Raw genomic sequence first — 19,161 nt, forward strand, 5'->3', positions numbered from 1 at the left:
TTGAAACTGCGGCACACCTACCGTGCCACGACGGCGTCTTTGGACGACCCTGAGGCAGAGTCAATTTTCATTGTCGTTCGAGTGATCTTTGTATGTCGGCACACCTAGATGCTGTGGCGCGTGATACTAAGGTTGTCATAGCGGCAGACTTTGCTTGATTAAGGCCAACCTTTGGGTTTGTTTTCACTGGGAGATGTCATTGGTTCGGCTCCTGGTGTTCAGCCTTCACAAGCGGACTTCGTCATTACGAATAATTAGATCTTTTCAGCTGCAGCCGCTGGTCGAGCCGCAGGTGTCGCACTTCAGGCAGGTGCCGTTGCGCACCATCGTGAAGTTGCCGCACTCCGAGCAGCTCTCGCCGGTGTAGCCCTTCATCAGCGCCTCGGCGCGGCGCTCGGCGCTGACCGACTTCTCCTCGACATTGGCTGTGTCGCGGCTGGTGGCCGAGTAGGCGAGCGGCTGGTCGAACAGCCCCTGCGCCGGCGACACGTCGGCGACCGGCGCTGGATCGGCGAGCGGCGCCTCGCGCTTGAAGGCGAGGGGTGTGGCGGCCGCAGCAGCACTGCCCATCGTCGTCACCGGACGCGCGGCGGTCGCGAGCTGGGCGACCGGCCGGGTGGCCGGAGCGGCCGCGATCGGCTTCATCCCCGGCGCGTTGGCCGACACGGGACGTCCACCGCGGGGAGCGGCCTCGGCGGAACCAGCCGGCTCGCTGGAGACGAGGCGGAACTTCGCCGTCTGGCCGCGCACCATGCCCGACGAGATCGGCAGCGGCGCCGGCTTGTCGCCCTCGACGCCCCGCCCGACCGTGGAGGCGGTGATGTCCTCCGGCTGGACGTGCGCAAGGTCGCTGCGGCCGAGATAGGAGACGGCGAGCTCGCGGAACACGTAGTCGAGGATCGAGGTGGCGTTCTTGATCGCCTCGTTGCCCTGCACCATGCCCGCCGGCTCGAAGCGGGTGAAGGTGAAGGCCTCCACGTACTCCTCCAGCGGCACGCCGAACTGCAGGCCGAGCGAGATCGCGATGGCGAAGTTGTTCATCATCGCACGGAAGGCGGCGCCCTCCTTGTGCATGTCGATGAAGATCTCGCCGAGACGGCCGTCGTCGAACTCGCCGGTTCTCAGATACACCTTGTGGCCGCCGACGATGGCCTTCTGGGTGTAGCCCTTGCGCCGGTTCGGCAGCTTCTCGCGGTCGCGCACCACCTTCTCGACGGTGCGCTCGATGATCCGCTCGACCACGCGCTCGGCGACCTCGGCGGCGCGCGCCGGGGTGTTGGCCGAAACGATCGCCTCGACCACCTCGTCCTCGTCCTCCTCGGAGTCGGAGATCAGCGAGGCGTTCAGCGGCTGCGAGAGCTTTGAGCCATCGCGGTAGAGGGCGTTGGCCTTCAGCGCGAGCTTCCAGGACAGCATGTAGGCCGCGTTGCAGTCCTCGACCGTCGCCTCGTTCGGCATATTGATGGTCTTGGAGATCGCGCCGGAGATGAAGGGCTGGGCCGCCGCCATCATCCGGATGTGGCTCTCGACCGAGAGGTAGCGCTTGCCGATCCGTCCGCACGGGTTGGCGCAGTCGAAGACCGGGTAGTGCTCGGTCTTCAGGAAGGGCGCGCCCTCCAGCGTCATCGCGCCGCAGACATGGACGTTGGCGGCTTCGATGTCCTTGCGGGAGAAGCCGAGCGCCGGGAGCATCTCGAAGGAGAAGTCGTTCAGCTGCGCGTCGGTGAAGCCGAGCACGTCGCGGCAGAAGTCCTCGCCGAGCGTCCACTTGTTGAAGGCGAACTTGATGTCGAAGGCCGACTTCAGCCCGGCGTTCAGCGCCTCGATCTTGTCGTCGGTGAAGCCCTTCGCCCGGAGCGAGCCCGGGTTGATCGCGGGGGCCTGGTTCAGGTTGCCGTGGCCGACCGCATAAGCCTCGACCTCGGCGATCTGGCTCTCCGAATAGCCGAGCGTGCGCAGCGCGTCCGGCACCGCGCGGTTGATGATCTTGAAGTAGCCTCCGCCGGCGAGCTTCTTGAACTTAACCAGCGCGAAGTCGGGCTCGATGCCGGTGGTGTCGCAGTCCATCACGAGGCCGATGGTGCCGGTCGGCGCGATCACCGAGACCTGGGCGTTGCGGTAGCCGTGCTCGGCGCCGAGCTCGACCGCCTCGGTCCAGGCGACCTTGGCGCGGCCCGACAGGCGCTTGTCCTTCAGGCTCGCATGGTCGAGCGGCACCGGGTCGACCGAGAGCGCCTCGTAGCCGTTGGCGATGCCATGGGCGGCGCGCGAATGATTGCGCATCACCCGCAGCATCGACTCGGCGTTGCGCTCGTAGTCCGGGAAGGCGCCGAGCTCGCGCGCCATCTCGGCCGAGGTCTTGTAGGCGATGCCGGTCATCAGCGCCGAGATGGCACCGCAGATCGCGCGGCCCTCGGCCGAATCGTAGGGGATGCCGCCGGTCATCAGCAGGCCGCCGATATTGGCGAAGCCGAGGCCGAGCGTGCGGTAGTCGTAGGAGAGCTGGGCGATCTCCTTCGAGGGGAACTGCGCCATCAGGACGGAGATCTCGAGGACCACCGTCCACAGGCGAACGGCATGCTCGAAGGCGGCCGTGTCGAAGCGCTTCACCTCCTTGCCCTGCGCGTCCGCCACCGTCTCCTGGAACTGGATGAGGTTCAGGGAGGCGAGATTGCAGGCCGTGTCGTCGAGGAACATGTACTCCGAGCACGGGTTCGACGCGCGGATCGGGCCGGCCGCCGGGCAGGTGTGCCAGTCGTTCATCGTCGTGTTGAAGTGCAGGCCCGGATCGGCCGAGGCCCACGCGGCATAGCCGATCTGGTCCCAGAGCTGGCGGGCCTTGAGCGTCTTGGCGACCTTGCCGTCGGTGCGGCGGATCAGGTTCCAGTCGCCGTCGCTCTCGACAGCGCGCAGGAAGTCATCCTTCAGCGAGACCGAGTTGTTCGAGTTCTGGCCGGCGACCGTGAGGTAGGCCTCCGAATCCCAGTCGGTATCGAACACCGGGAACTCGATGTCGGTGTAGCCCTGGCGGGCGAACTGGATGACGCGCTTGACGTAGTTCTCGGGGACCTGCGCGGACTTGGCGTCCTTCACGGCGCGCTTCAGCGCCGGGTTCTTCATCGGCTCGAAGCAGTCGCCGTCCGGACCCTCGCAGTTCACGCAGGCCGACAGGATCGCCTTCAGGTGCTTGGAGACGATCTTGGAGCCGGTGACGAGGGCGGCGACCTTCTCCTCCTCGCGCACCTTCCAGTTGATGTAGGCCTCGATGTCCGGGTGGTCGATGTCGACGACCACCATCTTGGCGGCGCGGCGCGTGGTGCCGCCCGACTTGATCGCGCCCGCCGCGCGGTCGCCGATCTTCAGGAAGCTCATCAGGCCCGACGACTTGCCGCCGCCGGCGAGCTTCTCGCCTTCGCCGCGCAGGTGGGAGAAGTTCGAGCCGGTGCCCGAGCCGTATTTGAACAGGCGCGCCTCGCGCACCCACAGGTCCATGATGCCGCCCTCGTTGACGAGGTCGTCGGCAACCGACTGGATGAAGCAGGCATGCGGCTGCGGATGCTCGTAGGACGAGCTCGATCGGGTCAGCTGCCCGGTGCGGTAGTCGACATAGTAGTGGCCCTGGCTCGGACCGTCGATGCCATAGGCCCAGAAGAGGCCGGTGTTGAACCACTGCGGCGAGTTCGGCGCGACCTTCTGGGTCGCCAGCATGAAGGCGAGCTCGTCACGAAACGCAGCCGCGTCCTCCTCGCTGTCGAAATAGCCGCCCTTCCAGCCCCAATAGGTCCAGGTGCCGGCGAGTCGGTCGAAGACCTGGCGGGCGTCCATCTCCGAACCGGTGCGCTGGTTCTCGGGCAGCTTGGCGAGCGCCTTCTCGTCGGCGACCGAGCGCCACAGGAAGGCGGGAACGTCGTTCTCCTCGACCTTCCTCAGGCGCGCCGGCACGCCGGCCTTGCGGAAGTACTTCTGCGCCAGGATGTCGGACGCGACTTGGCTGAACTGGGCCGGCACGTCGATGTCGGCGAGTCGGAAGACGACCGAGCCGTCGGGATTCTTGATTTCGCTGGTCGCCTTGCGGAACTCGACCCCGGCATAGGCTCCGGCGCCTGCCGTCGTGTAGCGACGTTCGATCTTGATACCCATGCCGGTCACATCCCTCGTATGTCTCTGATTTGTCGGCGAGAGCCTTGGACGTCCGCCGTAAGACGCCGCGACACCAGCTCATCTTGTGGTGTGTGGCTCCTGCGACGCTAGATATAGTGCAGTTGCCAGGCTTAATCGAGCCTTAACGCGCGCTCGTCCCCAGCCGGATCACGGTTTTCCCCGGCGGCGGCAGGGGTGCTGTGGATAAGCACGCGAGCGCCTGCGAGCGGTTGAGAGGACGCTAGGGCGAGTCGGCGGGAAGGGTCAACGCGGGGGCTCTTGCGGTGCACGCGATGGGCCGGCGGCGCCACGCAAGCGCACAGAGCGCTTGCGCAGCAGGTCCGGCTCGCACACAACGTGCACCGGTATCGCAGGAAAGGCAGGCGGGTGAGCGAATCGTCAGAGCGGGATGGCCAGCTGCACTTCGGCGCGAGCGACCTCCTCGACACCGGCCCGGAGGCCGCCTTCGACCGCATCACCCGGCTGGTGGCGCGACTCGTCGGCGTGCCGGTGGCGCTCGTCTCGATCCTCGACAGCGACCGGCAGTTCTTCAAGAGCCAGCTCGGGTTGCCGGAGCCCTGGTCAGCGCGCCGCGAGACGCCGCTCTCGCATTCCTTCTGCCGTCACGTGGTGGCGAGCGGCGAGGCGCTGGTGGTCGAGGACGCCCGCCGTCACGCGTTGGTTCGCGACAACCCGGCGATCGACGACATCGGCGTCGTCGCCTATCTCGGTGTGCCGATCGCTGCGCCGGACGGCACCCTGATCGGCTCGCTCTGCGCGATCGATGGCACGCCCCGCGCCTGGACCCCGGCGGATCGGGCAGCGATGGAGGATCTCGTCGCCGGTCTTGAGACCGAACTCGTGCTGCGCGAGGAGGTGCGCCGCCGCACGGCTGCCGAGGAGACGGCGCGTCTCGTTGCGCGCGAGATGGAGCACCGGGTCAAGAATCTCCTGGCGACGGCACAGGGCATCGTCTGGATGGTGCTGCGCGACACGTCGCTGCCGCAGGCCGAGGCGCGCCGCGCGATCCTCGACCGGCTCGCTGCCCTCGGCAATGCGCAGAGCCTTCTGCAACGCAGCGGCGGCGCGATGCTGCGCGAGCTGTTCGGCCGCGAACTCGGCCCCTTCGTCGAGGCTGGCCAGGCGAGCCTCGTCGGAGGGGAGCTGGCACTGTCGGCCGAGGACGGGCTGGCGGTCGGCATGATCGTGCACGAGCTCGCCACCAACGCGGTGAAGCACGGGGCGCTGCGGCCGGGGGCGGAGGGGACGCTGCGGGTCGAGTGGCAGGCGCAGGATGCGCCGGCCCGGCGTCTGCAGTTCACCTGGCGCGAGGTGGCCAGCGCCGGCGGCGCGAGCGCGCCGGAGCGCGAACCGGCAGGCGGCGGCTTCGGAACACAGCTGCTCGACCTTCTCATCGCCAAGCAGATGGGCGGCCGGCTGGAGCGCGACTGGACACCTCGAGGCCTCGTGTTCTCCGCCGACATGCCGCTGCGTGACGCAGCCCGGCGGCGACCGGGATAGGCCGCTCTGAAGGCCGCGGAGTCAGCCGGCCGACCCCTTGCCGATCGGCGCCTGGAACGACAGCCCGAGGTCCCAGGGAAAATAGATCCAGGTGTCCTGCGACACCTCGGTGACGAAGGTGTCGACCATCGGCCGGCCCTTCGGCTTGGCGTAGACCGCCGCAAAGTGCGCCTTCGGCAGCATCGCGCGGACCACCGCGGCCGTCTTGCCGGTGTCGGTCAGGTCGTCGACGATGAGAACGCCTTCGCCGCCGCCCTCTGTCAGCGTCGGCGAAACCTCCTTGATGACCTTCAGCTCGCCCTGATTCTCGTAGTCGTGATAGGACGCCACGCAGACGGTCTCGATCAGCCGGGTGCCGAGCTCGCGCGCGATGATCGCCGCCGGCACGAGACCGCCGCGGGTGATGCAGACGATGGCGCGCCATTGGGTGCCCTGGTCTGCGAGACGCCATGCGAGAGCCCGTGCGTCGCGGTGGAACTGGTCCCAGGAAACGGGGAAGGACTTCTCGGCCGTCGACATCGCAGCGCATCCTCTGTCAGCTGAAGGGCTGCGATAGATCGAAAGCGCTCAGTCGTGCAAGCCGGCTGTCGGCACGCCCGTCTTCCGCAAGAGGCGCGGCATTGACGATCCGTTCGCTGCGCCCGCGCTTTCCCCGCACGCGGCATCGATGCTTCACAAGGCGCGGGACGAACCTTGAAGGACCCGGAGCCTATGATCCCCTCTCGTTACACGCCCTATGCTCTTGCGGCTCTCCGCATCGTGTCGGGCCTGCTCTTCCTGGAGCACGGCACCCAGAAGCTACTCAATTTCCCGATCCCCGGTCCGGGCGTCGAGCTGTTCTCGCTGCTCGGCGTCGGCGGACTGATCGAGATCGTCGGTGGCGTGCTCATCGCGCTCGGCCTGTTCACGCGCATCGCGGCCTTCGTCTGCTCGGGCGAGATGGCGGTCGCCTACTGGCTGTTCCACGCGCCGGGCGGCGTCTTCCCGGCCGGCAACGGTGGCGACGCGGCGATCCTGTTCTGCTTTGCTTTCCTGCTCATCGCCTGTACCGGCCCGGGTGCGCTCAGCCTCGATTCCAGCCGCAAGTCAGCGATTGCGGTCTGAGCGAGCGATCAGGCGCCTGCCTCCAGCGCCTCGAGCATCGCGCGAACCTCTGCCGCCGCGGCCTCGAGCGCCGCGGCGTCGCGCGATCGCACCACCAGCTCGGTATAAGGGCCGCCGCCGCCCGAGCGTGGGTAGGATCCGATGGAGACGGCGGGATGACGTTTGGCAATCTCGCCGAGTGGCCCGCCAATGACGCCCTCGGCAAAGGCGCAGGGGATCGCGGTGCTCTGCACCGGAACGCCGGTCGGCAACTGGGGCAGCACGCCGTCGAGCATCGCCTGGAACACCGACGGCACGCCTGCCATCACGAAGACGTTGCCGATCCGGAAGCCCGGGGCGACGCTGACCGGATTGTCGATCAGGCTCGCCCCCTGCGGCGTGCGGGCCATGCGCCGGCGCGCCTCGGTGAACTCCAGATTGCGCGCCGCGTAATGGTCGCCCATCAGCCGCATGGCCGCCTCGTGCGGTCCGACCGGCAGGCCGAAGGCCGAGCCCACTGCGTCTGCGGTGATGTCGTCATGGGTCGGGCCGATGCCGCCCGAGGTGAAGACGAAGTCCCAGCGCTGGCGCAGCGCATTCAGCGCCTCGACGATCGGCGGCTCCTCGTCGCCGACGATCCGCACTTCTTTCAGATCGATGCCGGCCATCGTCAGCACCTCCGCGAGGTGGGCGATGTTGCGGTCCTTGGTGCGGCCCGAAAGAAGCTCGTCGCCGATTGCCAGCATCGCCGCGGTGCTCGTCATGATCTGTCCTCGCTTCCATGCCGGTCGTCGTCTGCCCAACGGAGACGCTGCGTCACCGGTCTGCCGTCCTGCATCTGCCTCGGTCTTGCTCTACGTCCTTATCGGCGCGTCGAATGTCGCGCTCGAGTGACTCAAGAAATGGCGGGTGAGACATGACGAAGGTTCTGGTTCTCTATTATTCGAGCTACGGGCACATCGCCAAGATGGCGGAGGCGGCCGCGGAAGGCGCGCGGGCCGGGGGCGCCGAGGTGACGGTGAAGCGGGTGCCCGAGACGGCGCCGCCGGAAGTCGTCGCGGCCGCGGGCTTCGTCGCCGACACCTCCCATCCCGAAGCCGACCCGATGGAGCTCGCCGACTACGACGCGATCCTCGTCGGCGTCCCGACCCGCTACGGCAACATGTCGTCGCAGATGCAGTCGTTCTGGGACCGTACGGGGCCGCTCTGGGCGAAGGGCGCTCTGGTCGGCAAGGTCGGCGGTGCCTTCACCTCGACGGCCACCCAGCATGGCGGCAACGAGACGACGCTGATTTCGGCGATCAAGGTGCTTTTGCACCACGGCCTGGTCATCGTCGGGCTTCCCTACGCCTATGGCGGCCAGATGGGGGTCGACGAGATCCGTGGTGGTTCGCCCTACGGCGCGAGCACCATCGCGGGAGCCGACGGGTCGCGTCAGCCGGCCCCGGCCGAGCTGGCGGGCGCCCGCTTCCAGGGAGAGCACGCGGCACGCGTCGCCGCCAAGCTTGTCGGCTGACCGGCGACGGCATCAGCGGCGGCCTTGACGGCCGCCACCGGGCCGCCCTTCCGCGAGAAGCACCTGCACGACGCGTCCTGCGTCGTGCGCCTTGGAAGCGTCGCCGGCGCGTTCACACGACGGGCTACGATCGGCATACGCCGCCTCGGGTCGACCCGATCGCTCTAGTTCCGGCTCTCCAGCCGGCGCGAATCAGGGCCGACGGCGCCTTCGGGCGCCTCTTCGACGAGGGCCTTGAGGAGGTTTTCCATCGCCCGGTTCTGTCCGCGCAGATGCGCGAGCAGCCGGGCCTGCGGCTCGGATGTTTCCGGATCACCTGCCGGGACAGGTGTCATGCGCCTGTCGAAGGGCATCGGAGGACCTCGCTGCTTGAGAGCCGGGGCACACGATACTTCCGGACACACTCAAGCACGGATCGCAACGCCGCGCCATGCTCACGCAAAGCACGTCGTCGTCATCGATCCGCTGCGGGCGGCGCGGCCGCCCGGTTCGAGGAGCTATTAAGCTTCACGATCGCGGTCCGGCGCGCGAGGCGCGGTCCCGCCGTTTGAAGATCAGGCCGCGTCGCTCGCGTCTTCCGAGCGGGCCAGCGCGGCGATGAGGCCGGTGACCGCGCGGCGCACGTTCTTGTCCGGGATCGAGGCGGTGAGCTGGTCACGCAGATAGGCGGCATTCGCCTGGATCCGCGGCTGTGGATTGTCTTCGGAAGCTTCCCGCGCCAACCCCTCGAAGAAGTAGGTCGACGACACTTCGAAGAAGCAGCAGATCTCGTAGAGCCTGCTGGCGCTGATCCGGTTCGTGCCCTTCTCGTACTTCTGGATTTGCTGGAAGGTGACGCCCAGGGCATTGCCCAGTGCCTCCTGAGAGACACCAGCCGAGATGCGAAGCTGTCGCAGGCGCGCGCCGCAGTGAAAATCGACGGGATGAACTTCGGCCATTGGTCCTACTTCTGTTGAGTGGACGACTCTATAGCAGCGCGTGTGTCAATTTTCCGGGTAGGACATTGACGCAATACGATAATATCGAATTAGCGTAGCGTCTCTGATCATTGCTGTCGGCAGCTGCAGCTGCAGCACTCCATAGAAGAGGATCGGCGCGAGGAAAAGCCCTGACGCACGTCCGGGGTGCGACATCGTGGTCGTGGTGAACGCATGCTTCGCGTCCGGCGTGCAACTTGCGCGGTGGTGCGGATGGTCCGCCGACGCGCGGGCCCCGTGTCACGGACGTGGCGGCCCGGCCCTCCCGCTTCCGCGCACGATCGCAGGCCGCGATGATTGGCGCAACCACGGAAATCAGCTATCGAGCCAGACGTGCATCCGGGCCGGGATGGCCTGCTGAACCGACGCGCGGAGGCACCTGCCTGCCAGAGCCTGGGGGCGGCTGCGGACGTGGCGAAATCGGTATACGCAAGGCACTTAAAATGCCTCGCCCACTGGGCTTGCGGGTTCAAGTCCCGCCGTCCGCACCATCCTCCCGAGACCGCCGAAGTGCGGCGTTCGGTTGGACGGCGGTCGATTCCACTTCATACTCCCGGGCTGCGATAGCGCGTACCACGCTGCAGCCGGAGAATCGATGAGCCAGCATCCCGTCCAACCCTTCGAAGCCGTCGCACCGCGCCTCGTCGATGTCGCGGCCGGTCGCGCGCCCGCCGACCTCGTCGTGCGCAACGGGCGCTGGGTGAATGTCCATTCCGGCGAGATCCTCGCGAACATCGATGTCGCGGTCGCTGCGGGACGCTTTGCCTATTGCGGGCCGGACGCCGGCTACACCGTCGGACCGAAGACGGTCGTCGTCGAGGCCGACGGGCGCTACCTCGTGCCCGGTCTCTGCGACGCCCACATGCACGTCGAGAGCGGCATGGTGACGGTCACCGAATTCTGCCGCGCGGTGATCCCGCACGGGACCACCTCGATGTTCGTCGATCCGCACGAGATCGCGAACGTGCTCGGCCTTGCCGGCGTGCGGCTGATGCACGACGAGGCGCTGGCGCAGCCCGTGAACGTCTGGGTGCAGATGCCGTCCTGCGTGCCGTCGGCGCCGGGCCTCGAGGAGGCCGGTGCGACCCTCGGACCGGCGGACGTCGCCGAGGCGATGACCTGGCCCGGCATTATCGGGCTCGGCGAGGTGATGAACTTTCCGGGAGTCGCCGCCAACGATCCCGTGATGGCCGGGGCAATCGCCGCAACGCGCCGTTCCGGCAAGACGGTCGGCGGTCACTACGCCTCGCCTGATCTCGGCCGAGCCTTCCATGCCTATGTCGCCGGCGGCCCGGAGGACGACCACGAGGGCACCCGCATGGAGGATGCGGCCGCCCGCGTGCGCCAGGGGATGAAGGCGATGCTGCGCCTCGGCTCGGCCTGGTACGACGTCGCCGAGCAGATCCGGGCGGTCACCGAGATGCGGCTCGATCCCCGCCACTTCATCCTGTGCACCGACGACTGCCACTCCGGCACGCTGGTGCGCGACGGGCACATGAACCGGGTCGTTCGCCACGCGATCGCGCAGGGGCTGCCGCCGGTGACGGCGATCCAGATGGCGACGCTGAACACCGCCGAGCATTTCGGCCTGCAGCGCGAGGTCGGATCGATCACCCCGGGCCGGCGCGCCGACTTCCTGCTCGCATCGAACCTTTCCGACCTGTCGATCGATGCCGTCTTCGCCCGCGGCGAGAGGCTGGCCGAGGACGGCCGGCTGGTCATCGACATGCCGGCTCACGCCTATCCGTCCGAAGCCAAGGCGACCGTGAGGCTCGGGCGCCGGCTCGAGGCCGCCGACTTCGCCGTCGATGCGCCGGCCGGGGCCGGCGAGGGCGTCACCGCGCGGGTGATCGGGGTCGTCGAGAACCAGGCGCCGACGCGGGCGTTGGTGCGCACGCTGCGGGTGAGTGACGGGCTGGTCCAGCCGGACCGCGAGCAGGACGTCTGCCACATCGCGCTGGTGGAGCGGCACCGGGCGAGCGGTGCCGTCGTCAACGGCTTCGTCTCCGGCTTCGGCTATCGCGCCAGCTGTGCCATGGCCTCGACGGTCGCGCACGACTCGCACCACATGCTCGTCGTCGGCACGGACCGGGAGGAGATGGCGCGCGCCGCGAACCGCCTCGGCGCGGTGGGCGGCGGCGTCGTCTTCATGCAGGACGGCGAGGAGCGGGCGCTGATCGAGATGCCGATCGCCGGCCTGATGTCGGAGGAGCGGGCTGAGGTCGTCGCAGAAAAGGCCGACCGCCTGATCGCTGCCATGCGCGAGGCGGGCTGCGAGCTGAACAACGCGTACATGCAGCACTCGCTGCTGGCGCTCGTCGTGATCCCGGCGCTGCGCATCTCCGACCGCGGCATCGTCGACAGCGATCGCTTCGAGGTGGTCGATCTCTTCGTCTGAATCGAGCGGCCGGCGCCTCGTCTCTTTACAAAGCCGCCGCGATGGCCGATGCGGATGGCATTGGGAACGATCGGGATCGGGAAGGGGGCGTGCGATGCGGGTTTTGCTGACGATCGGCGGAGCGGCGTCCCTGATTACAAGCGCCGGCGCCGCCCGGCGCAGCGCTCGAAGGCGCTGACCCCGGGTCGCGACCGGCGCATGCCGCGTCCCGTAGCCGGAGACGCCATGCCTCGAACGACCGGCCTGTGCTCACCGGCCACCCGACATGATGCGATCCGGCCCCCAGATGCGGCGGACCGTCCGAGATGAAGATCCACCGACCATGACCGATTTCCGCACCCGCGTCGCCGACGCGGAAGCCGCGCTGCGCGAGCTCTTTCCGGAGACGCCGCTGCAGCTGAACGAGCATTTGTCCAAGCGCTGGGACGCGCAGATCTGGCTGAAGCGCGAGGACCTGACGCCGGTCCGCTCCTACAAGATCCGCGGCGCCTTCAACTTCATGCGCAAGCGGCTGGCCGGCGGCGACACCACCTCCCGCTTCTGCTGCGCTTCGGCCGGCAACCACGCGCAGGGCTTCGCCTTCGCCTGCCGGCACTTCGGCCTGAAGGGCCGGGTGTTCATGCCGGTGACGACGCCGCAGCAGAAGATCGACAAGACCCGCGTGTTCGGCGGCTCCGCGGTCGAGATCGAGCTGACCGGGGACTTCTTCGACGACTGCTACGCCGCGGCCAAGGCTTATGCGGCCGACAGCGGCGCGGCGATGGTGCCGCCGTTCGACCACGAGGACATCGTGGAGGGGCAGGCGTCGGTGGCGCTCGAGGTCGAGCGGCAGCTCGGCGCAATGCCCGACCTGATGGTCCTGCCGGTCGGCGGCGGCGGCCTGTCTTCGGGCGTCACGCGCTACGTGTCGGAGGGCACCGGCTCTGCGCCGCAGCTCCTGTTCGTCGAGCCGGAGGGCGCGCCGAGCCTGCGCACCAGCCTCGAGCGCGGCGAGCGGGTGAAGCTGAAGCAGATCGACGGCTTCGTCGACGGCGCGGCCGTCGCGGAGATCGGCGCGCTGCCGCTGGAGACGCTCAGCCGCTTCCGGCCCGAGGACGTGCTGTTGGCGCCGGAGGGGCGGCTCTGCCAGACGATGCTGGAAATGCTCAACCTCGAAGGCATCGTGCTCGAGCCGGCGGGCGCGCTCGCGATCGACGCGTTGCGCAGCCTCGGCGAGGCGGTGCGCGGCAAGAGCGTCGTCCTCGTCGTCTCCGGCGGCAACTTCGACTTCGAGCGCCTGCCCGACGTCAAGGAGCGGGCCCTGCGCTACGAGGGGCTGAAGAAGTACTTCATCCTGCGCCTGCCGCAGCGCCCGGGCGCGCTGCGCGACTTCCTGCATCTCCTCGGGCCGAACGACGACGTCGCCCGCTTCGAATATCTGAAGAAGTCGGCGCGCGACTTCGGCTCGATCCTGCTCGGCCTGGAGACGACGGATGCCGCGAATTTCGCTTCGCTGTTCGAGCGCCTCGACGCGCAGGGGTTCGTCTATCAGGACATCACCGAGAACCGCATCATGGCGGATCTCCTGATCTGACTCCCCGGCGACACGAGGGCGGCCGCGCCGCCCTCCGCGTCGATCAGCGCGCGAGCGCGACGGGCGCCGGCAGCTGCTTGATCCAGTCGGTGATCCGCTGCGCCAACTCGTCGGTGGTCTGCGGCGAGAGGTACTGACCGGCCAGCACGTGGTTCGCCGGATCGCCGCTGACCGGGATCTGCAGCGCCTGGTGCGGGCCGCCCCAACGCGCCAGCACCGCCTCGGCGACGTCCGGATCGACCACCGCGTCGGCCGGCGAGGTGATGAAGAACGCCGGCGTGCGGATCACGCCGACATCGGCCTCGCGTGCCGCCTTGGTGACGGCGCCGAGGGTGAGGAGCGCGCTGCTCGGATAGCGCGTCGTCCAGTGATCGGCCTGCCCGGCATTGACCGGCTCGAAGCCATAGTCCGCATCGAGCACCCATGGCATCAGCCGGCGGGCGAAGGGCAGGTTCAGCATCCACGCCTTCGGGTCGCGCAGCGCGAAGTTCGGCGAGATCTCCACCAGCCCCGCGACCTTGCCCATCAGCTCCGGGTGCGTCGCCGCGAAGAGCGTGGCGATCGATCCGCCCGTCGAGGTCGAGACCACGACCACGCGTTCTCCGATCCTATCTGCAATTGCAAGGGCTTCGGCGAAGTCGTTGATCCAGTCGTTGACGCGCGCTTCGGCCATCGCAGGACCGTTGCGCCCGTGGCCGGTCAGGCGTGTGAAGTAGATGTTGGCGCCGAGCGCCTTCGCGACCTCGTCGGGGAGGGGGCGCACCTCTTCCTTGGAGGCGGAGAAGCCGTGGACGTAGACGATGGCGAGCGGGGTCTTGGCGCGCGAGGCGGGGTAGGCCCAGACGATCGCCTTCTGCGCGTCGGGCCGCAGGTTCGGCACGTCGGCCTCGGTGCGCGCGAGATAGGCGTCCGGGTCGCTGCCGATCGCCGAACGATCAAAGCTGACCGTGGTATCGACCGGCTCGCGCGGGCCGAAGACCCAGAGGCCGATGCCGGCGAGGACGAGGAGGACGACGACGGCGAGAAGGATGCGAATGGTCACGCGGAGCCCTGGGCGCTGAGGATGCGGCGAGCCTTAGCCGTTTCGACCACGAGATCAAGCGATCCGGCCGAGGCGATCGGTCGCCGGGCCGACCGCCCTTGCGCGCGCTGACCCGTAGATTCGCCCGCCGCAGGTCTCAGCCGGTCAGGGCCGGCACCCAGACATCGCGCGTCGACACGGGCTCGAAGCCGAAGCGCTGGTAGAGCGGCAATGCCGCCTTGTGGTCGAGCGAGTTGGTCTCGAGCGAGAAGACCTGCGGCCGTGCGGCGAGGCCGGCGGCGATCGCGTGCGACAGCATCAGTGGGGCGAGGTGGAAGCCGCGGAACTCCGGCATCACCGCGAAGTGGACGAGCCGTGTCTCGCCCTCGCTGCGCGCCGTGTCGAGCTCGAACCAACCGGCGGGTGCGCCGTCGCAGTAGAGCACGTAAACGCGGACCGGATCGGCGTGGATGATGGCGCTGAGCTGCTGGTCGGGCAGCCGGCGCGAGGTCCAGTGGTGCGGCCGGCCGACGCTGTCGTAGAGAAATCGGTAGTAGGCGAGCGGGATTTCGGGCACGCGGAACAGCGCCAGCGTATGTCCTGGCAGCGTGAGGGACAGCGCGCGCGCCGGCGGCCGGCGCAGCTCCAGATAGGTGACGCGCGCCTTGACCAGCTGCGGCTCCGGCCGGTCAAGCATCGCCGGTTACCACCGGCGTATCGCCGCGCGAGCCCCACTCCGTCCAGGAGCCGTCATAGAGGCGGGCCGGATGCTCGCCGAGCGCGGCGAGCGCGAAGTTGATCGCTGCGGCGGTGACGCCCGAGCCGCAGGAGGTGACCACCGGCTGCGCCGGATCGAGGCCGGCATCGGCAAAGAGCGTCCGCAGATCGGCTTCGGATTTCAGCCTGCCGTCCGCCGCAAGCGCCGCGGCGGGAAGGCTGCGCGCGCCGGGCATGTGGCCGGCGCGCACGCCCGGCCGCGGCTCCGGCTGGCTGCCCTTGAAACGCTCGGCGGGGCGGGCGTCGGCGATCTGCACGGCGCGCGCCTCCACGATGCGGCGCATCTCCGCGAGGCCGACCACGGCGTCCGGGTCGAACCGGACGTCGAAGGTTGCTGGCTCCGGCAAGGCGCCGCCGCTTTCGACCGGCAGGCCGGCCGCCTGCCAAGCGGGAAAGCCGCCGTCGAGGATGCGCACGTCCGATGCGCCGAAGGTCCGGAACATCCACCAGACGCGCGGCGCGCTGAACAGGCCCATGCCGTCATAGACGACGATCGTGTCGCCCGCGCGGATGCCGAGCGCGCCGGCGGCCGCGGCGAAGATCTCGGGCGAGGGCAGGGTGTGCGGCAGGCCGGCGTCCGGCATCACCACCGCGTCCTGATCGAAGAACACGGCGCCCGGCAGGTGCGCGGCGGCGAACTCGGCTCTGGCGTCGCGGCCTTGCGCCGGCAGGTACCAGGAGGCGTCGACGATCGACAGGCGGTCGCCACCGAAGTCAGCCGCAAGCTCCTGCGGCGTGATCAGCAAGGGTGTCCAGCTCAAGGGTAGAACTCCAGGGGATCAGGCGGCCGGCAGCGGGCCGAAGCGGATGCGGAAGCGCCGGTTGCTGCGGCCCTTCTTCTCGATCTTGCCGATATGGATCTCGCCGACTTCCTGCGTCTCGCCGACATGCGTCCCGCCGCAGGGCTGCGTGTCGATGCTGCCGTCCTCGCCGATGCAGACGAGGCGGATCCGCCCGGTGCCGCGCGGCGGCTTGACGTTGGCCGATTTGACGAGCCCGGGATTGGCGTCGAGTTCCTCGTCGGTGATCCAGCGGATGAAGACAGGGTGGTTGGCGGCGACGACCTCCATCATCCGCGCGGTCACCTCGGCCTTGTCGGCCTCGGCGTCGGGCAGATCGAAGTCGACCCGGCTTTCGTCCTCGCCGACGGCCGCGCCGGTGATCGGATAGGGCAGCACCACCGACAGGATATGGCAGGCGGTGTGCATCCGCATGAGCTTGTAGCGGCGCTTCCAGTCGACGTGCAGCACCAGCATATCGCCCGGCGTCAGTCCCTCGGCGCCTTCGGGCGCCAACAGCACGATGTCCCGCCGGTCGTCGGAATAGACGGTGTCGGCGATGGCGATCTGCCGGCCGTCGGCCGTTTCGATCATGCCGGTGTCGCCCGGCTGGCCGCCGCCGCTGGCAAAGAAGTTCGACCGGTCGAAGATCAGCCGGCCGCCGTCCTCGATGCGCTCGAGCCTCGCCTCCATCGTCGAGAGATACGCGTCTTCCTGGTAGACCGGGTTCGTCATGGCGTCTCACCCGCCGGCACGAACGGCACGTCGAAAGCCGGCTTGCGCTCCAGCCACTCCGGCACCGGCAGATCCTTGGACCGCAGGAAGGTCGGATTGAAGAGCTTGGAGGTGTAGCGGTTGCCGTAGTCGCAGAGGACCGTCACGATCGTGTGGCCGGGTCCCATTTCCCGGGCCATGCGGATCGCGCCGGCGATGTTGACGCCGGAGGAGCCGCCGAGCATGAGGCCCTCGTCGGGCACGAGGTCGAAGACGATGCGCAGCGCCTCGTCGTCGGAGATGCGATAGGCGAAGTCCGGCTCGAAGCCCTCGAGATTGGCGGTAATGCGGCCTTGGCCGATGCCCTCCGTCACCGAAGAGCCCTCCGAGGCCAGAGCGCCGGTGGTGTAATAGCTGTAGAGCGCGGCGCCGAACGGGTCGGCAAGGCCGATCTTGATGTGGCCGGAATGCTTCTTGAGGCCCGCGGCGGTGCCGGCGAGCGTCCCGCCGGTGCCGACCGCGCAGATGAAGCCGTCGATCTGGCCGCCGGTCTGGTGCCAGATCTCCTCGGCGGTGGTGACGACGTGGCCGTCACGATTGGCGGTGTTGTCGAACTGGTTCGCCCAGATGGCGCCGGCGGGATGGCTCGCGGCGAGCTGGGCGGCGAGGCGCCCGGACAGCTTCACGTAGTTGTTCGGGTCGCGGTAGGGCACCGCAGGCACCTCGATCAGCTCCGCGCCGTAGAGCCGCAGGGCGTCCTTCTTCTCCTGCGTCTGCGTCTCCGGGATCACGATCACGGTCCGGTAGCCGAGCGCGTCGGCCACCATCGCAAGGCCGATGCCGGTGTTGCCGGCGGTGCCTTCGACGATGATCCCGCCGGGCTCCAGCAGGCCCCTGGCCTCGGCGTCGCGAATGATGAAGAGGCCAGCGCGGTCCTTCACCGACTGGCCGGGGTTCAGGAATTCCGCCTTGCCGTAGATCTCGCAGCCCGTCAGCTCCGACGCCTTCTTCAGGCGGATCAGCGGCGTGTTGCCGATGGCATCGATGACGGAGTGGTACCTGGACATGAAGGCGGACGACCTGTGGGACGAGTCAGCGGCGAACCTATGGCTCGGGCTGGGGCAAGTAAAGCACGAGGCACCGGCCGTGGTGGCGCGCGCGGTCGATACGGTCCGGGCTCAGCCGCGGATCATAGCGAAGGCGTCCAGCGCGCGCTTGCGCGCCTCCTCGTGGTCGACGATCGGCTTCGGATAGGTCTTGCCCAGCGCCACCCCGGCCTCGTCCAGCACGTCCTCTCCGGCTTCCCACGGCGCATGGATCGCCTTGTCCGGCAGGGCTGCGAGTTCGGGCACGAAGCGGCGGATGTAGTCGCCGCCCTTGTCGAACTTCCGGCTCTGGCCGATCGGGTTGAAGATGCGGAAGAAGGGCTGCGCGTCGGCTCCGCAGCCGGCGACCCACTGCCATTGCGAGACGTTGTTGGCCGCGTCGCCGTCGACCAGCGTGTCCCAGAACCAGGCCTCGCCGGCACGCCAGTCGATCAGGAGGTGCTTGGTGAGGAACGAGGCGGCGACCATCCGAACCCGGTTGTGCATCCAGCCGGTCTGCCAGAGCTGGCGCATCCCGGCATCGACCAGCGGGTAGCCGGTCCGGCCCTGCTGCCAGGCTTCCAGATCCTTCGGGGACTTGCGCCAGGGGAAGCGGTCGAAACGCTTGTCGTAGTTGGCGCGGGTGAAGTCTGCGACGTGGAAGAGGAGGTGGTAGTTGAAGTCCCGCCAGGCGAGCTCGCGCCGGTAGGCGCCGGCACCCTCGGCGCCTTTGCCGCGCGCCTGCGCGTCATGCCAGAGGCGATAGGGCGAGACGCTGCCCCAGTGGAGGTGCGGCGACATGCGCGACGTCCCGTCCTCCGCCGGCAGGTTGCGGCTGTCCTTGTAGCCGGCGAGGATCTCCTCCTGGAATGCGGCAAAGCGCTGATGCGCGGCGTCTTCGCCTGCTTGCCACGCCTCGTCGATACCGCCGGACCAGTTCGGTTTTTTCGGCAGGAGGTTCCAGTCGGCGAGCCGGTCGGAGCGCACCGAAGTGTCGTTCGTCTTGAGGTGCTTCGGCGGGTCGATCGGATCGCGCGGGTCGCCGAGCGACTGGAGCTTGCGGAAGAACGGCGTGAAGACGCGATAGAAGCCGCCGCTGCCGGTTTGAACGGCCTCCGGCTCGTGCAGAATGGTGCCGGTGAAGCCTTGGCAGTCGAGGTCGCCGAGCGCCTCGGCGACGGCCTCATCCACCGCTCGTTCGCCCGGCCCGTACCGGCGATTGTACCACAGCGCGCCGGCGCCGGCCGCCTTCGCCACGTCGACGACCTCGCGCAAGGCCGGCCCCCGCCGCAGAACGAGCGGCAGGTGATGCTCCTTCAGCGCCGTGCCGAGCGCGTCGAGGGCGTGATGCAGCCACCATCGGTGCGCTCCGCCCCAGGCCCGCAGGCCTTCGCTCTCCTCGTCGAGCACATAGAGCGGGACGACGGGTCGCCCGGTTTCGGCCGCATGGGCGAGGGCCGGATGGTCGTCGAGGCGCAGGTCCTGCCGGAACCAGACAAGGATGGGCGAGCGGTCGTCGTGCGAAGTCATCGGCCTCTACCGGGGGAAGGACGAGCCGTTAGCTAGGGGAGGCGAGT

General features: G+C 68.5%; 16 protein-coding genes and 1 tRNA gene. 6 read left to right on the forward strand and 11 right to left on the reverse strand.

Features of this window, described 5'->3' with window-relative positions:
- Positions 1–264: 264 nt before the first annotated feature.
- On the reverse strand, positions 265–4,140 hold the full coding sequence (locus tag NPA30_RS05470; RefSeq protein WP_256801345.1) for a vitamin B12-dependent ribonucleotide reductase: 3,876 nt from the start codon (positions 4,138–4,140) through the stop codon (positions 265–267).
- A gap of 387 nt (positions 4,141–4,527) precedes the next feature.
- Here NPA30_RS05470 and NPA30_RS05475 point away from each other — a divergent pair, with 387 nt between their 5' ends.
- Positions 4,528–5,661, forward strand: coding sequence for a sensor histidine kinase (locus tag NPA30_RS05475; RefSeq protein WP_256801346.1), 1,134 nt, complete (start codon positions 4,528–4,530; stop codon positions 5,659–5,661).
- A gap of 21 nt (positions 5,662–5,682) precedes the next feature.
- Here NPA30_RS05475 and gpt read toward each other — a convergent pair whose 3' ends face one another.
- The gene (gene gpt / locus NPA30_RS05480) at positions 5,683–6,180 is read right to left on the reverse strand and encodes a xanthine phosphoribosyltransferase (protein WP_256801347.1); all 498 of its coding nucleotides are present in this window, start codon (positions 6,178–6,180) and stop codon (positions 5,683–5,685) included.
- Between the two features lie 192 nt (positions 6,181–6,372).
- Here gpt and NPA30_RS05485 point away from each other — a divergent pair, with 192 nt between their 5' ends.
- Positions 6,373–6,765 (forward strand): DoxX family protein, encoded by a 393-nt coding sequence (locus NPA30_RS05485; RefSeq protein WP_256801348.1) that lies wholly within the window; start codon positions 6,373–6,375, stop codon positions 6,763–6,765.
- Between the two features lie 8 nt (positions 6,766–6,773).
- Here NPA30_RS05485 and NPA30_RS05490 read toward each other — a convergent pair whose 3' ends face one another.
- Positions 6,774–7,508, reverse strand: a complete 735-nt coding sequence (locus NPA30_RS05490) for a competence/damage-inducible protein A (protein ID WP_256801349.1) — start codon at positions 7,506–7,508, stop codon at positions 6,774–6,776.
- Positions 7,509–7,660: 152 nt separating this feature from the next.
- On the opposite strand from NPA30_RS05490, the gene wrbA reads away from it, so the two are divergent.
- Positions 7,661–8,260 carry an NAD(P)H:quinone oxidoreductase gene (wrbA, locus tag NPA30_RS05495; protein WP_256801350.1) on the forward strand — a complete coding sequence of 200 codons (600 nt, stop codon included), beginning with the start codon at positions 7,661–7,663 and terminating at the stop codon, positions 8,258–8,260.
- A gap of 164 nt (positions 8,261–8,424) precedes the next feature.
- Here wrbA and NPA30_RS05500 read toward each other — a convergent pair whose 3' ends face one another.
- Both NPA30_RS05500 and NPA30_RS05505 read right to left on the reverse strand, forming a co-directional pair.
- Positions 8,425–8,595, reverse strand: coding sequence for a hypothetical protein (locus NPA30_RS05500; protein WP_256801351.1), 171 nt, complete (start codon positions 8,593–8,595; stop codon positions 8,425–8,427).
- A 219-nt stretch (positions 8,596–8,814) separates the two neighbouring features.
- On the reverse strand, positions 8,815–9,198 hold the full coding sequence (locus tag NPA30_RS05505) for a helix-turn-helix domain-containing protein (protein ID WP_256801352.1): 384 nt from the start codon (positions 9,196–9,198) through the stop codon (positions 8,815–8,817).
- Between the two features lie 444 nt (positions 9,199–9,642).
- Between NPA30_RS05505 and NPA30_RS05510 the strand changes: the two genes are divergently transcribed.
- From NPA30_RS05510 to ilvA, 3 genes are all read left to right on the forward strand, one after another.
- Positions 9,643–9,728, forward strand: a tRNA-Leu gene (locus NPA30_RS05510).
- 104 nt (positions 9,729–9,832) lie between these two features.
- Positions 9,833–11,635, forward strand: coding sequence for an adenine deaminase (locus NPA30_RS05515; protein WP_256801353.1), 1,803 nt, complete (start codon positions 9,833–9,835; stop codon positions 11,633–11,635).
- Between the two features lie 322 nt (positions 11,636–11,957).
- On the forward strand, positions 11,958–13,208 hold the full coding sequence (gene ilvA, locus NPA30_RS05520; RefSeq protein WP_256801354.1) for a threonine ammonia-lyase IlvA: 1,251 nt from the start codon (positions 11,958–11,960) through the stop codon (positions 13,206–13,208).
- Between the two features lie 43 nt (positions 13,209–13,251).
- On the opposite strand, the gene NPA30_RS05525 is transcribed toward ilvA, so the two are convergent.
- The 6 genes from NPA30_RS05525 to NPA30_RS05550 form a co-directional block, all read right to left on the reverse strand.
- Entirely contained in the window at positions 13,252–14,250 is a 999-nt protein-coding gene (locus NPA30_RS05525) for an alpha/beta hydrolase (RefSeq protein ID WP_256801355.1), read from the reverse strand.
- A gap of 136 nt (positions 14,251–14,386) precedes the next feature.
- Positions 14,387–14,926, reverse strand: coding sequence for a GNAT family N-acetyltransferase (locus NPA30_RS05530; protein WP_256801356.1), 540 nt, complete (start codon positions 14,924–14,926; stop codon positions 14,387–14,389).
- Complete coding sequence (gene sseA, locus NPA30_RS05535) at positions 14,919–15,767, reverse strand: 3-mercaptopyruvate sulfurtransferase (RefSeq protein WP_256801357.1); 849 nt, start codon at positions 15,765–15,767, stop codon at positions 14,919–14,921. The genes NPA30_RS05530 and sseA overlap by 8 nt, the downstream gene beginning before the upstream one ends.
- Before the next feature lie 18 nt (positions 15,768–15,785).
- Positions 15,786–16,520: an alanyl-tRNA editing protein gene (locus NPA30_RS05540; protein ID WP_256801358.1), complete on the reverse strand. Its 735-nt coding sequence runs from the start codon at positions 16,518–16,520 to the stop codon at positions 15,786–15,788.
- Positions 16,517–17,566, reverse strand: a complete 1,050-nt coding sequence (locus tag NPA30_RS05545; protein ID WP_256801359.1) for a cysteine synthase A — start codon at positions 17,564–17,566, stop codon at positions 16,517–16,519. Before NPA30_RS05545 ends, NPA30_RS05540 begins: the two co-directional genes overlap by 4 nt.
- A gap of 111 nt (positions 17,567–17,677) precedes the next feature.
- Entirely contained in the window at positions 17,678–19,114 is a 1,437-nt protein-coding gene (locus NPA30_RS05550) for a cryptochrome/photolyase family protein (RefSeq protein ID WP_256801360.1), read from the reverse strand.
- Positions 19,115–19,161 lie beyond the last annotated feature (47 nt).

Origin of the sequence: Mangrovibrevibacter kandeliae (genome assembly GCF_024519155.1) — a bacterium.
Classification (GTDB): domain Bacteria; phylum Pseudomonadota; class Alphaproteobacteria; order Rhizobiales; family Rhizobiaceae; genus Mangrovibrevibacter; species Mangrovibrevibacter kandeliae.

What these genes read in the sequence shown, in the direction of transcription:
- NPA30_RS05470 (WP_256801345.1), bottom strand. Translation starts at nt 4,140, where the DNA reads ATGGGTATCAAGATCGAACGTCGCTACACGACGGCAGGCGCCGGAGCC.
- gpt (WP_256801347.1), bottom strand. Translation starts at nt 6,180, where the DNA reads ATGTCGACGGCCGAGAAGTCCTTCCCCGTTTCCTGGGACCAGTTCCAC.
- NPA30_RS05485 (WP_256801348.1), top strand. Translation starts at nt 6,373, where the DNA reads ATGATCCCCTCTCGTTACACGCCCTATGCTCTTGCGGCTCTCCGCATC.
- NPA30_RS05490 (WP_256801349.1), bottom strand. Translation starts at nt 7,508, where the DNA reads ATGACGAGCACCGCGGCGATGCTGGCAATCGGCGACGAGCTTCTTTCG.
- wrbA (WP_256801350.1), top strand. Translation starts at nt 7,661, where the DNA reads ATGACGAAGGTTCTGGTTCTCTATTATTCGAGCTACGGGCACATCGCC.
- NPA30_RS05500 (WP_256801351.1), bottom strand. Translation starts at nt 8,595, where the DNA reads ATGACACCTGTCCCGGCAGGTGATCCGGAAACATCCGAGCCGCAGGCC.
- NPA30_RS05505 (WP_256801352.1), bottom strand. Translation starts at nt 9,198, where the DNA reads ATGGCCGAAGTTCATCCCGTCGATTTTCACTGCGGCGCGCGCCTGCGA.
- NPA30_RS05515 (WP_256801353.1), top strand. Translation starts at nt 9,833, where the DNA reads ATGAGCCAGCATCCCGTCCAACCCTTCGAAGCCGTCGCACCGCGCCTC.
- ilvA (WP_256801354.1), top strand. Translation starts at nt 11,958, where the DNA reads ATGACCGATTTCCGCACCCGCGTCGCCGACGCGGAAGCCGCGCTGCGC.
- NPA30_RS05530 (WP_256801356.1), bottom strand. Translation starts at nt 14,926, where the DNA reads ATGCTTGACCGGCCGGAGCCGCAGCTGGTCAAGGCGCGCGTCACCTAT.
- NPA30_RS05540 (WP_256801358.1), bottom strand. Translation starts at nt 16,520, where the DNA reads ATGACGAACCCGGTCTACCAGGAAGACGCGTATCTCTCGACGATGGAG.
- NPA30_RS05545 (WP_256801359.1), bottom strand. Translation starts at nt 17,566, where the DNA reads ATGTCCAGGTACCACTCCGTCATCGATGCCATCGGCAACACGCCGCTG.
- NPA30_RS05550 (WP_256801360.1), bottom strand. Translation starts at nt 19,114, where the DNA reads ATGACTTCGCACGACGACCGCTCGCCCATCCTTGTCTGGTTCCGGCAG.